At 66.9% G+C, this 12,073-nt stretch carries 9 protein-coding genes and 4 pseudogenes; 6 read left to right on the forward strand and 7 right to left on the reverse strand.

From position 1 onward, the window contains the following. From NKF06_RS16960 to NKF06_RS16975, 4 genes and pseudogenes are all read left to right on the forward strand, one after another. Positions 1-665 (forward strand): annotated as a pseudogene (locus NKF06_RS16960) (hypothetical protein); the annotation flags it as partial. 140 nt (positions 666-805) lie between these two features. Next, positions 806-1,081 carry a hypothetical protein gene (locus NKF06_RS16965; RefSeq protein WP_042666593.1) on the forward strand — a complete coding sequence of 92 codons (276 nt, stop codon included), beginning with the start codon at positions 806-808 and terminating at the stop codon, positions 1,079-1,081. After that, a pseudogene (locus NKF06_RS16970) lies at positions 1,080-1,229 on the forward strand (VapC toxin family PIN domain ribonuclease); the annotation flags it as partial. The gene NKF06_RS16965 and the pseudogene NKF06_RS16970, both read left to right, overlap by 2 nt. A 189-nt stretch (positions 1,230-1,418) precedes the next feature. Next, entirely contained in the window at positions 1,419-1,862 is a 444-nt protein-coding gene (locus NKF06_RS16975) for a hypothetical protein (protein WP_058826526.1), read from the forward strand. Positions 1,863-1,892: 30 nt separating this feature from the next. Here NKF06_RS16975 and NKF06_RS16980 read toward each other — a convergent pair whose 3' ends face one another. Together NKF06_RS16980 and NKF06_RS16985 are read right to left on the reverse strand one after the other, a co-directional pair. Beyond that, a complete protein-coding gene (locus tag NKF06_RS16980) occupies positions 1,893-3,191 on the reverse strand; it encodes a carboxylate--amine ligase (protein WP_253246077.1) in 1,299 nt (432 codons plus the stop codon). 276 nt (positions 3,192-3,467) lie between these two features. After that, on the reverse strand, positions 3,468-3,707 hold the full coding sequence (locus NKF06_RS16985; protein WP_004978002.1) for a hypothetical protein: 240 nt from the start codon (positions 3,705-3,707) through the stop codon (positions 3,468-3,470). 192 nt (positions 3,708-3,899) lie between these two features. On the opposite strand from NKF06_RS16985, the gene NKF06_RS16990 reads away from it, so the two are divergent. Together NKF06_RS16990 and NKF06_RS16995 are read left to right on the forward strand one after the other, a co-directional pair. Further along, positions 3,900-4,511, forward strand: a complete 612-nt coding sequence (locus NKF06_RS16990) for a hypothetical protein (RefSeq protein ID WP_253246078.1) — start codon at positions 3,900-3,902, stop codon at positions 4,509-4,511. 58 nt (positions 4,512-4,569) lie between these two features. Further along, positions 4,570-5,274 carry a hypothetical protein gene (locus tag NKF06_RS16995; RefSeq protein ID WP_253246079.1) on the forward strand — a complete coding sequence of 235 codons (705 nt, stop codon included), beginning with the start codon at positions 4,570-4,572 and terminating at the stop codon, positions 5,272-5,274. Positions 5,275-5,319: 45 nt separating this feature from the next. On the opposite strand, the gene NKF06_RS17000 is transcribed toward NKF06_RS16995, so the two are convergent. The 5 genes and pseudogenes from NKF06_RS17000 to NKF06_RS17025 all read right to left on the reverse strand — a co-directional run. Continuing rightward, complete coding sequence (locus NKF06_RS17000; RefSeq protein ID WP_253246080.1) at positions 5,320-7,104, reverse strand: archaea-specific SMC-related protein; 1,785 nt, start codon at positions 7,102-7,104, stop codon at positions 5,320-5,322. After that, entirely contained in the window at positions 7,101-7,889 is a 789-nt protein-coding gene (gene rdfA, locus NKF06_RS17005) for a rod-determining factor RdfA (RefSeq protein WP_253246081.1), read from the reverse strand. Before rdfA ends, NKF06_RS17000 begins: the two co-directional genes overlap by 4 nt. A 68-nt stretch (positions 7,890-7,957) precedes the next feature. Beyond that, entirely contained in the window at positions 7,958-8,680 is a 723-nt protein-coding gene (locus tag NKF06_RS17010) for a V-type ATP synthase subunit D (RefSeq protein ID WP_253246082.1), read from the reverse strand. Between the two features lie 146 nt (positions 8,681-8,826). Continuing rightward, positions 8,827-11,261: pseudogene (locus NKF06_RS17020) on the reverse strand (amino acid permease). Positions 11,262-11,384: 123 nt separating this feature from the next. After that, a pseudogene (locus tag NKF06_RS17025) lies at positions 11,385-12,073 on the reverse strand (preprotein translocase subunit SecY); the annotation flags it as partial.

Genomic DNA, 12,073 nt, shown 5'->3' on the forward strand with positions numbered 1-12,073 from the left:
TCGAGGGCGGGCTGTTCAAGAACAACGACAACACCAACATGCGCATCTCCGCGGGTGACCACCCCTCCAAGACCTCGTGGATCAAGGGTGCGACCGTCATCGTCGACGCCGACAACCTCAACGAACACGCCCGCGAGGGGGACAGACTCGACAGCCCCGAAGGGCTCCGCATCGACTCCACCGGCCACGGCTACACGGGGGTTCTCATCGAGGACTGCGACTTCATCTTCCGGTCGAGTCCGTCCTCACCGGGCATCATCACCGCCCCGACGTACGGGAGCCACGGCGGTTTCACTCTGCGCAACTGCCGCATCGTCAACGACACCGGCGTCCAGACCATCTACGCGGGACCGGTCGACACCGACATCGCGCGGGAGCCGTGGGGGATGGTCCTCGACAACGTCACCATCTCGGGGGCGTGCGAGAGTCAGCCCTACGGCTCTGCGGTCGTCGTCGACGAGAACCGAAACGGCTCCCGCATCGTCGATAGCTGTATCTACCTGCCGAACGGCCGAGTCGGCGGCGTGCTCGTCAACCGCGCGTCGAACTGCGCCGTCGAGTCATCCAGCATCAACGTCAGCGGCCCGCCGACACGGACCCGCGGCGTCGAACTCCTGCTCGATAACGTGTCCTACACCGCGACCTGCGCGTTCCGCGACGAGTGAGCGGTCGGTGAAGGCATTGCCGGAGTCCTCAGTCGTCGGCCGTCGTCGTGACCGCCCCGGATATCGCACGCGGGCGGGTCCGTCTCACGCCGGTCAAAACAGTAGCAACCCTTACCCAGTAGTATGTTCTACCAGCGAACATGGCCACGTCGGTGAAGATGGACGACGACACGAAATCCCGTCTCGAACGGCTACAGGCCGAGATTCGGCTGAAGACCGGGAAGCGAGTGACGCAGCAGGAAGTCTTGGCGCGGCTCGTCGAGAACGCCGTCGAGTCCAAGGCTGATCTCATCGACTCGTTCCGCGAGAAGCGCGTCCCGCTTTCGGAGTCCGAGCGCGAGCAGTTCCACGACGGGATGGTCTCGTCCGGCGTCACGACGACCGAAGAAGATATCGACGACGTGCTGTACGGATGAGCGTCTTCGTCGATACCGAGACCACGACCTCAGCTTCACCGACGCGACGACACTCTCGCTGTGCGAGTCACGTGGCATCGACACCGTGTTGAGTTTCGACACGGATTTCGATGGGCTCGTCGACCGTATCGAACCGGGGCACCGGTAGGTTAACAGCGCCACGGCGAGCGCCGACAGAGAAACTCCGGCTCGGTCCCACTGTAAACTTCCAAGTGTGTTCTCAATAACATTTATCGGGACGTGCGCCGCAGTTCGACCTATGGTTCGGCTCTGTCGTCGGTACGGTCCCGGACGGCTCCCGTACGCCGGGCGAAACGACGTCGGCGGCGGGATAGCGATGGCTGCAACCGGGTTGTTGGCAATCACCCTCTGGTTCGGTGCTGCGGGGCTGCTGACTCTCGTCGGCGCGATGAACGGGACACTCGGGTTCGTCTTCGGTCTCGGACTGGTGGCCGTCCCGGTAGCGATACCGACCTCGTTTATCGTGGGCACGCTGCTCTGGCGACGGCTGCGAGCCAACGAAGACCGTCAGTGGTACGGCGCTGTTTTCGGCGGGTTGACTGCGTTTGGGAGCCTCGTTACCGGCGCGTTCGCCCCCGCTCTCCTCGTCGGCGTCTCGAACCTCGCCCGCGGTGAGATGGTCCTCCGAGAGGCAGCGGTCTTCATCGCCGTCACGCTGCCTGTGAGCGTGGTTTTCGCCGTTATCGTCGCCGGCTGGTTGGTCGTTCCACTCGGCGCGTTCGGCGGGTGGTATCACGAGCGTGCGAAGGCGTGCTCCTGACGAGCGCCGACCGAAAAAAGAGCGGTCCGCTCAGCGACCTCTGAAGTTGAGTCCCGGCGTCAGCGTGATACCGGTTCTCGGTTCTTCCGATTCGTCACCGCCACCGTCGCGGTCGGCGGTCGATTCCGCCTCGCTGTCGTCGTCCCCGCGGTTGAACAGCGCGTGGTGCACGTAGCGGGCGAAGGGGACCGGGTCGTCGAGGCGCGCGAGATCGAATCTCGGCTCGTGGTAGATGGACGACGCAACTTCCCAGACGGTCTTGACGAACGACGGGCGCTCGACGAGCGGCGAGTCGTCGCGGCGGACGCTCATCACGTAGCCGAGTTCGCCCCAGAGGTAGTGGGTGCCGACGCCGAGTTCGTACCCCGGTTCGATACGGTGTTTCTGCCCGGTCGCCTGCAGCCAGTAGTAGTACGGGAAGTCGGCCCCGGCCCGGACGGTCGAGGGGAGCGACTGCCACATCCGGGGGTTGATTTCGATGAGTTTGAACTCGCCAGTCTCGGCGTCTTTGAGGTACTCGATGCACGCGAGGCCGTGCCAGTTGATGTGTCCGAGGAGCGTTCGCGCGACGGATTCGAGTTCGGGGTCGTACACCGAGGTCCGGTAGACGCCGCCGCCGCCGGTGTAGGAGTTTCCACGAATCTGGAGGTGTTGGAACGTCGCGAGTGGCTCGCCGTGGTCGTACAGCGCCGCGAACATGTACTTGTCCTCGGTCGGGACGTAGTCCTGCACGATGGGGTCGTGTTTCATCTCGGCGTATATCTCGTCGGCGTCCGGGCGGTCGCCGGGGCGGACGTGGCGGACGCTCTTGACGATGTCGTACTCGTGGGGGTCGTAGCTGTCGACGTACTCGCCGGCGACGACGTTGTACCGCGGCTTGATAATCGAGGGCTCGTCGAACGACTCGACCTCGCTGAACAGGCGGGTCCGCGGCATGGGGACGCCGGCCTCGACGGCGGCCTCGTAGAGGAGCTTTCGGTCGTGGACCCGGCGGAGCGTCTCGAAGTCGGGGACGACGAGGTCGACGTACTGCTCGAACTCGTCGAGGTACTTCGAGAAGATGTAGCCGTCTTCCGGCCGCGTCGGGATGATGGTCTTCACGTCCGGGCGGGCGGCGATGCCGACGAGGGCGTCCTTGTAGGCGACGAGGTCGTCTTTCGGGGCGGGAATGCGGACGAGTTCGTCGCAGAACCGGGACGAGGCAGCCGGCGTGTCGTCGTGTTCTGAGGCCATCACGGTGTGGATTCCTCGCTCGCCGAGCGACCGGACGCAGGTGTAGTTGCCCGATGGAACGAGTACCGATTCCCGGGCGTTCGCGCGTTTGGACATGCCTGAACCGTCGCGCGGTGACGGAATTAGTATGGGTCGGCTAACGGATTCAGGGTCGGTGACGGGAGTCAGTTCTGACCGCTCGACTCGGCGGTCGGAGCGCGGACGGCCGTCCGCGACGGGGTCAGACTGCGCCGTCGGGGGTGCGTCGCGGCGGCGGCCGAACTGTGGATTCGAACGCGCCCGACCGGATTCGATTCGTGAGAGTCGAGCAAACCGACGGTTCGGCGGTGGTTATCCACAGCATACCGGGGGCTCAGGCGGAGTGCCGCCGCCTCAGAGCACGTCGTCGTCGAGGCCACCGGGGTCGCCGGCGGTGTCGAAGAGGTTGTTCTGGGCGCTCTGGACGAAGTCGGACTGGACGCCGTCCTCGTCGTCGACGGGGGCACCGTAGGCGTCCATTCCCATCGAGAGGAGCTCCTCGACGGCCTGTTCTTCGCTGATGAATTCTTCGTCGACGAGCTGTTCGAACTCGACGAGCAGTTCGTCCGGGAGATTGACTTCTACGACGGGCATAGAAGCGCGTTCGTGCTGGACATACTTGAGCGACCGGGTGTGAGTAATCGAGGTTTCCGGTCGGCAACTGGTCATCGATGGTGACAGTCAGCGTCGCCTGGCAGTCGCAACCGCGTGTCTTATCAGCGCCCGGTCAGACCCTCCACGCGACGAACGGCGTCGATTTCCGACGCCCTGACCCGAGGGACCGACGTGACACGCGACACAGACCCGGCGACTGAGGACGCCGCCCCCGCCGAGAGCGACGAGCTCGGCTGGCTCCCCGAGCGCGTCGAACTGCCGAGCGACGAGTGGGTCATCTACCCGCCCGGCGAGCCGCGGCCGGCGAACTTCGCGCTCCGCTTCGAGAAGTCCATCCCCGCGGTGCTCGTCGGTATCGACTCCGGCGACTCGCCGGGCGTGCACGTCCTCCCGCATCCGGGTGGAATCTCCGTCTCGGCCCGGTTTGGCGGCGTCGTCGACGACTCGCTCCGCGAGTTCGAGCCGCCGGCGTCGGACGACGAGCGCGAGGCGGTCGCCGCGTGGACGCGGACGTGGGTCGACCGCGTGGACGACCGGGCCGAGCGGGCGCGCATCCGGACGGCCTGCGCGCCGGTCCCGAACGCCGGAGACCGCGTCTCGCGGGCGCTCTTCGAGCACTTCGGGAGCGCGGACGCCGTCGCGGCCGCGGTGCTCGAACGGAACACCGCCGCGCTCAGGCGCGCGTCGGGGGTCGCCGAACAGACCGCGACCGACTTGGTCGTCCACTACGGCACCGACGCAGAGTGGGAGTACTACCGTCGCCACCGCGACGCCGCCCCGTGACTCAAATTGCGATTTGACTCTCGCGTAGGGTTATTCCCGTGCGCGACGACTACTGGGTATGTCCCTGACACGACGCACGTTCCTCGGTTCGACCGCCCTCCTCTCGTTCGGTCTCCTCGCCGGCTGTGTCGGCGACGGCGGGTCGGACGACGGCGCGACGACTGACGACGAATCGACTGATACGACGACTGATGAGCCGACGGACACGACAGACGACCTCCCGGACGGAAACGGCACCGACGACGGAACCGGCGGCACTCGCCCGTCCGGCGGCCCCGGCATCTCGCTCGTCGGCGTCGACGACGCCCCCGACGTACCCGTCGAACACGAAGTCGAGATAACGGAGGACCTCGCGAACGACGACCACCCGCCGCAGGTCCGCATCACGCTGACGAACACCAGCGACGAGGTCGTCGAGGTCGGCGAGGGGAGAACCGTCTTCTTCCAGTACGTTTCGGATACGACGAACGACCTCATCTTCCTCCCGGCGGACGGCGAATACCCCGCCGAGGCGGGCTGTTGGCGGCTCGAAGACCACATCGCCGTGACCGAGGAGTACCGGATTCTCTCGCTCGAACCCGGCGAGTCGCGGTCGGAACTGGTGAACCTCTACGGTGTCGCGCAGTCTGAGGACGAAGAAGCGAGCTGTCTCCCGGTCGGCGAGTTCCGCTTCGAGGCGGACTTCGCCGTCGGCGGGCTCTCGGGGTCTTCTGACGATGGCAGACGGGAGGCGACGTGGGGCTTCTCGCTCACGCTGGAGTGAGGGCCGCGGGTACCGAACACGCCCCCAACGCCGTCGAATCGGGGGCTACTCGGCTCCCTTTGCGGCGGCCGAGTCCGAGACGACCGACCAGTCCGAGGGGTCGATGTCGCGGCCCTCGACGGCGCCGTGTTCGGGATACGCGGTCATCACGAGATACGTCGCCGTCCCGGAGAGGTACTCGGTCAGCCGACCGAGGTTCTCGTCGGCGATGCCGCCGAGGCGGTCCACGAGCATGACCGGAACGCGATCTGCCACGTCGAACGCCTCGTAGCCCGCGAGCGCCGTCGCCAATCCGAGGAGTTCGACCTCTCCCTCGCTGAGCGCGTCGAGGGACGCCTCGCGGCCGTCGCGGGCGACGACCAGTTCGAACTCGCTCGTCAGTCGCGCGCTTTCGAACCCCGTCTCGAACAGCGGAACTATCTCGCGAATCGAGGCGTCGAACGCGTCTCGTGTCTCTTTCTTTACCTCTTGTTTCCGCCGCCGGAGCCGGGTAATCTCCTCGGTCAGCGACTGTCGCTGTGAACGCAGTGATTCGAGCTTCTCGGCCTCCGACTCGGACGATTCGAGTTCCGATTTCGCGTCGTCGAGACGCGCTTTCGCGTACTTCAGGTCGCTTTCGATATCGGTCACCTGTTCGGAATCCGATTCGATTCGCTCGCGGAGATCATCAATCCGCTCGGCGAGCTCATCGTCCCGCTCGCGCGCGTCGCCGAGGCGGCGTTCGAGGTCCGACCGGCGCTCGCGGAGCTCCCGAACGTCGGTCCGAAGCTCCCGCTCGCGTTGGCGCCGCTTCTCGTGCGTCTCGACGCGCTCGGTCAGCCCCTCGACGCGTTCACGACTCGCTTCGGCCGCCGCGGTGCGCCGTTCGATTTTTTCGGCGAGCTCGTCGAGGCGCTCCGTCACCGACGAGGCGTCCGTCTCGGCGCCGCAGACCCAGCACGCGAGTTCGTCGTCGACGAGGCCGTGGGTCACGTCGGTCAGCAACTCGGTCCGTCCTTCGGCCACGACGCGGCGGTTCGCGTCGTAGACGCCCCGCAGGAGTTCGATATCGCGCTTCTGCTGGCGGAGCTCCCGCTTCGCCTCGTCGAGTTCGCGCTCCAGTTCCTCGTCGTCTCCCACGTCGAGTCCGTCGAGCTCTTCGCGGTTCGCTTCGAGTTGCTCGCGGACCCGCTCGGCGGTCGATTCAAGCCGCTCGATGCGACTCTGGACGCGGGAGCGCTCCGCGCGCGCGTCGCTGAGCGCCTCGCGCGTTTCGTCGTCACCGGCGGCGTCCGCGGACGCCTCGAGTTCCGCCTCTAACTCGTCGACTTCGGCTTCGAGTCCCGACACCCGTGAGACGAGCGTCGGCAGGCGCTCGGCCGCGTCCTCGGCCTCGGAGAGCGCCTCGTCGACGCGGTCGCGCTCGCGGCGGGCCTCGGCGATTTTCGCGTCGATGTCCTCGAAGTCGAGCGGGCGCGTCAGGAGCGGTTCGAGGTCGTCGTCCTCGCGGACGGCCCGGCGGACCTCGTTCTCCTCGCCGAGGAACGCGAACAGGTCGGCACAGACGCGGTCGACCTCGTCGGACAGATACGGCTCTCCGGTCGTCCGGACGCGCCCCCCGTCTCGGGTCAACTCGACCGCGTACTCCCGTTCGTCGGTCGAAAGCGAGACGCGCCCCTCGGACGCGCCCTCGGTCAGCGGCGACGCCGTCCCGAGGGCGGTCGCTATCGCGGCGAGGAAGCTCGATTTCCCCTGCCAGTTGCTCGCGCGGACGGCGTTCAACCCCGGTTCGAGCGTCGCGCTCCCGCGCCGAATCCCGGCGACGTTCTCCACGTCGAGCCGCCAGCTCATGCCATCCCGACGGTCGCGACGAATTCGAGCGTCGCGCCGGAGAACTCGCCGAACGCGAGGGTCACACTAGAGAGCGCGCCGATGGGGAGTACCGACCGGAGCCGGCCGCCAGAGTCGGCCCCGCCATCGGGCGCGACGCCGGTTTCGCGGACGGTCCTCTCCGCGGCCTCGTCGGTGTCGACGTGGTGTTCCTGACAGACGAACCCGCGGTCCAGCGCGTCTTCGAGCGGGACCCGCGTCGGACACTCCGAGCAGGACACCTTGACCTGCACGTCGACGCCGGCGTCCTCGGCCCCGGCGAGCCGCCCTTTCTTCCCCAGCGACGAGAGCGCCGACTCGGCCTTCTGTCTGGCCGTCTCGCGCGCGATGTCGACACTGTTTCGCTCCCAGTCGGAGGACGCCTCGACGGTCGGCTTCTCGCCGTCGAGACACTCGTTGAGGTGTCGACGCATCGTGCTCCACGAGGCCATCGCGCCCGTCACCTCGTCGGCGTCGATGTCGTCGGTGGCGAGGTCGGCGGCCACGTCCCCGTAGTCGAGGTCGTCATCGCCGACGAGCGCCTCGTACTCCGCTTCGAGGCGCACCTCGGTCACGTCCCGGTCGTTCCGCTCGTAGACGCGCGCGAGCAGTCGCTTGTTGAACCAGGTCGTGAGCGACTTGTACCCCTCGCTCTCGCCGCCGTCGGCCCCGGTCCACCGCGCCAGCAGGTAGTCGTCGACGGAGTCGTACCTGCCGGTCGGCGCGGCGAGCCCGTACCGTTCGATTGCCACGTCGACCTTGCACATTGTCTCGTTGCACGAGACTGGTAGCGCGACAGTAATAAGACTACGCTTGGCGGACGGACCGACTCGGTTCAGTCGCGGTCGCGGTCGTCCGCTCGCCGGTCGTTCTCTCGCTGTTCGGCCTCCTCTCGGTCGCTCTCCCGTTGTTCGGCCGCCCGCCGTTCGTTGCGCCGCTTGGTCCGGAACTGACGGTAGCGCTCTTCCTGCTCGCGCTCGTCGAGGTACCGCCGGATGTACCGTCTTTCCACCTCCAACTCCGGAATGAGTCGCCGGGTGAGGTAGTTGACGCGGACTCGAAGCCGCCGAACCTCAGCGAGGAGGCGCAGGAGGACAGCCCGCATCTCCGCCAGCCTGACGACGTCCTCCACGACCGACTCGTACGACCCGACGAGCTCGTCGTCCAGCGCGCTCGTGCCGAGGACGCCGTACCCCCGTCCGTCGAGCGACCGCCGCGCCGACGTGCTCAGGAAAAACGGGACGGTCAGGCCGACGAGCTTCGTCTCGGAGACGATGAGCCCCGTGTGGGAGTCCCGCGCCTCAGAGAGCGCGCGAAGCGCGATTTCGCCCTCTCGCTCGGCTCCCCAGACGTGGAGCTCCGCCGCGTCGCGGAACGCCTCGTCGGTCTCGCGCCGGAGGTCGGTCCACCGGTCCAAGAGGTCGAGGAGGACGAAGACGAGGCTGTCACGCCGCCGTTCGAGGATGTGTTCTCCCTTCCGCGCGAGCGTCAACTCGTCGGTCACCGAGAGGAGCTCGCGGTGCGTCGGGATCGTCCGTCGGTGTCGCCGGTTCGTCATCGTCTACGCCCCCGTCACGCCGACGACAGATATAGTTGCATGACCGACACGTGCCAGCTCAATTTGACAAGGACTGAGCCGTTGTCAAAATCGACTCGAAGCTCGCGCTCTCGGCGCGACTGCTCCCGTGGCGCGAGTGAGACCGCTCACTCGCCGTCGCCGTTCCGGACGTGGTAGTCGTCGCGGCGGCGCTTGAACCACCGCGTCGCCCACGAGATGACGCCGAGGTCGCGTTTCGCCATGATGACCGTGCTCGCGGCGTCGCGGCCGACCGTCTCCGGAACCGCCCCGAAGACGAGCTGCTGGAGCAGTCCCTCTCTCGTCGCTCCGATGACCGTCAGGTCGAACTCCTCGGTCGCGGCGACGATGGCCGCCGCCACGTCCTCGCCCTCGCGGACCGAGGTCGTCACCCGAACGTCGTCGCCGACCGCCGCGGCCGTCGAATTAACCCGTCGACGGGCGTCCTCGCGGTCGCTCTCGTCGGCGTCGGCGAGACGACGTTCATCACGTGAACCGTTGCGTCGTTGGTCCGCGCGATGGCTCGGCACACCTCCGCGGCGAGCTCGGCGTGCGGGCCGCCCGCGGTCGGCAGGAGAATCGATTCCACCTCGCCGTCGGTCGGGCCGATGCGCTCGACGAGCACGTCGCAGGGGGCCTTGGTCACGACCTCGTCGACGTTGCTCCCGAGGATGTAGTCGCGGCGGCGGCCCCGACCGCGCCAGCCCATCAACACCACGTCGCTGTCGTGTTCCACGATGGTGTTGAGGATGGCCGTCCCAGCGTCGTGGCCCAGTCTGACCGTCCCGCTGACGGGCACGTCCGCGTCGGTCGCCAGCTCCATCACCGCCGAGATGGTCTCCCGCTTCTCGTCGACGAACCGCCTCCCCTCCGAAATCGGCGTCTGCGACGGAACTTCGACGGCGCTCATCACGAGAATCTCGGCGTCGCGGTCGCGCGCCACGTCGATGGCCGTCCGCATCAACTGCGCCGCGTTGTCGGGGTTGGCAATCGGGACGAGCACCTGCGACTCGCGCCGCTCGGGGGCGCGTTCGGTCACGACGGTTGGGGTCTCTTCTTCGAGCTTCTCGGCCTCTTTATCTTCGGAGTAGCCGTAGTACACCATCAGCCCGAGCGCCATCCAGACGGCCGTGGTCACGAGCGCGACGAAGCCCTCGGAACCCGCGCCGAGCCCCGGCGTCAGACCGAGTTCGAGGAGCAAAAACGGCGTCAGGATGAACTGGAGGACGATGCCGACGAGCGGGGGCCACGGCATGTACGGTACCTTGAACGTCCGCGGGAGGTCGGGGTGGGTCGCCCGCATCTTGACGACGGTCCAGTTCACCTGGATAAACAGGAAGATGAACATGATGTCGGCGGCGGCCGCGACGCTCTCGATGGGGAGTGATACGGCCATGAGACCGATGAGGACCGCCGAGAGGCCGATTGCCCAGTGGGGCGTCCGCTTGTCGTCGTGGATGCGCCCGAAGAAGCCCGGGAGGACGCGGTCGCGCCCCATGGCGAACGACACCCGCGACGAGGAGTAGATGGTCGCGTTGAGCGCGCTCATCGTCGCCGCCAGTCCGGCGAACAGGAGCAGCGGGACGCCGTAGGGAACGAACTGCCCGGCGGCCTCGATGATGCCCAGTTCGCCGAGGTTGCCGAGGACCTGCCACGTCGGCGCGGCGGTCGATAGCCCCGCTCGACCCGCAAGTTCGGCGGTCACGTCGATGCCGCCGATGGCCGCGAAGGCGACCAGGACGTAGATGGGGACCACGATGGCCATCGAGTAGAACACCGCCTTCGGGACGTTGGTGCCGGGGTCGACGACCTCCTCGCCCGACTGGACGATTATCTCGTACCCCTCGAAGGCGATGTAGGTAAAGCCCATCGCGCCGATGACGCCGACGAGGCCGTTGGGCGCGAACGACGGGCTGTCGAAGAACGTCGCCGTCCAGTTCGGCTCGCGCACCGTCGCGAGGATACCGAAGGCCACGAAGACGCCGAGGATGAGAATCTTGATGGTCGTGACGACGACGCCCGCTTTCCCCGTCTCCTCGGCCCCGCGGTAGTTGATGTACGCGAACGCCAGCACCATCACGACCGCGAGCAGTTTCTCGACGAGCAGGCGGTCGAACAGCCCGAACAGGACGAACCCGTCTGGCAGGCCGGCGAACACCACGAAGAACTCGGTGAGGAAGACGCCGAAGGTCACCGCGTAGAGCGCGCACGCGACGGCGTGGGCGAACCAGCTCATCCACCCGGCGTAGAAGCCGTTGGGGTCGGCGAGCGCCTCTTTCACCCAGAGGTAGCCGCCGCCCGCCTCGGGGAACGCCGCTCCGAGTTCGGCGTACGATACCGCGGTGAACATCGCCACCATCCCGTTGAGTACGAACGCCATCGTGAGCGCCGGGCCGGCGAGTCCGGCCGCGAATCCCGTCAGCGCGAAGACGCCCGCACCGATCATCGCGCCGACGCCGATGAACGTGATATCGGCGAGGCTCATGTCGCGCGAGAGCTCCGTTTCCACCGACTCATCTGGGGGAGCGTCGCCGCTCCCTGTGGTCGATTGCGTGTCGGCCATCAGTTGAACCCTCGAAGGGTGGACACAAAAACCCCGATGGGCGAGGGGGCGCGTTCGAGCCGCCGTCGCCGTGTTCTAACCCGCGAAATACGGGTGTTTTTCGACCGGGCGCGTCCCGGCGCACTACCCGCCGAACATCGTCCGCATCATGGGGTGCATCTCCATGAGCTGTTCCTCCGCGATCTCCTCGTACAGCTTGTACGTGATGGAGACCGTGAGGAGTAGCGAGGTTCCCGAGACGCCCCCGATGGTGCCGAGCATGTTCGCCATGACGGCGAGCAGGCCGACGAGGACGCCCCCGACAACCGTCACCTGCGGGATGTACCGCTCCATGACCCGCTCTATGACCTGCGGGTTGCGGCGGAACCCGGGTATCTGCATCCCGGAGTTCTGAATCTGCCGCGCGGTCGCCTCCGGGCCCATGTCGGCGGTCTCGACCCAGAAGATGGAGAAGATGGCCCCACCGACGAGCATCAGCGTCAGGTCGATGGCGACGCGGACAAGAAGCTGCCACGGCTCTTGGGACGCCGATCCGAGCCACCACATCCACTGGCTGGGCGCGTGAATCGGGTTCAGGTAGTAGAACAGACCGCCGGTGACCTGTCCGCTCGTGTACTGGCCGAGCCACGCGGGCATGCCGGCCCACTGACTGTTGAGAATCCGGCCGAGGAACTGGATGTTCGCCTGCACGGCGCGGACGAAAATCATCGGCAGGACGCTCGCGTAGATGAGCTTCACGGGGAAGCGACCGCGAGCGCCCTTCACGCGGGCGTGCGAGAGGGGAATCTCGACGCGAACGCTCTCGGCGTAGA

Origin of the sequence: Haloferax sp. AB510, assembly GCF_024136985.1 — an archaeon.
In the GTDB taxonomy this organism is placed as follows: Archaea; Halobacteriota; Halobacteria; order Halobacteriales; family Haloferacaceae; genus Haloferax.

What these genes read in the sequence shown, in the direction of transcription:
- NKF06_RS16995 (WP_253246079.1), top strand. Translation starts at nt 4,570, where the DNA reads ATGTCCCTGACACGACGCACGTTCCTCGGTTCGACCGCCCTCCTCTCG.
- NKF06_RS16985 (WP_004978002.1), bottom strand. Translation starts at nt 3,707, where the DNA reads ATGCCCGTCGTAGAAGTCAATCTCCCGGACGAACTGCTCGTCGAGTTC.
- NKF06_RS17000 (WP_253246080.1), bottom strand. Translation starts at nt 7,104, where the DNA reads ATGAGCTGGCGGCTCGACGTGGAGAACGTCGCCGGGATTCGGCGCGGG.
- rdfA (WP_253246081.1), bottom strand. Translation starts at nt 7,889, where the DNA reads ATGTGCAAGGTCGACGTGGCAATCGAACGGTACGGGCTCGCCGCGCCG.
- NKF06_RS16980 (WP_253246077.1), bottom strand. Translation starts at nt 3,191, where the DNA reads ATGTCCAAACGCGCGAACGCCCGGGAATCGGTACTCGTTCCATCGGGC.
- NKF06_RS17010 (WP_253246082.1), bottom strand. Translation starts at nt 8,680, where the DNA reads ATGACGAACCGGCGACACCGACGGACGATCCCGACGCACCGCGAGCTC.
- NKF06_RS16975 (WP_058826526.1), top strand. Translation starts at nt 1,419, where the DNA reads ATGGCTGCAACCGGGTTGTTGGCAATCACCCTCTGGTTCGGTGCTGCG.
- NKF06_RS16965 (WP_042666593.1), top strand. Translation starts at nt 806, where the DNA reads ATGGCCACGTCGGTGAAGATGGACGACGACACGAAATCCCGTCTCGAA.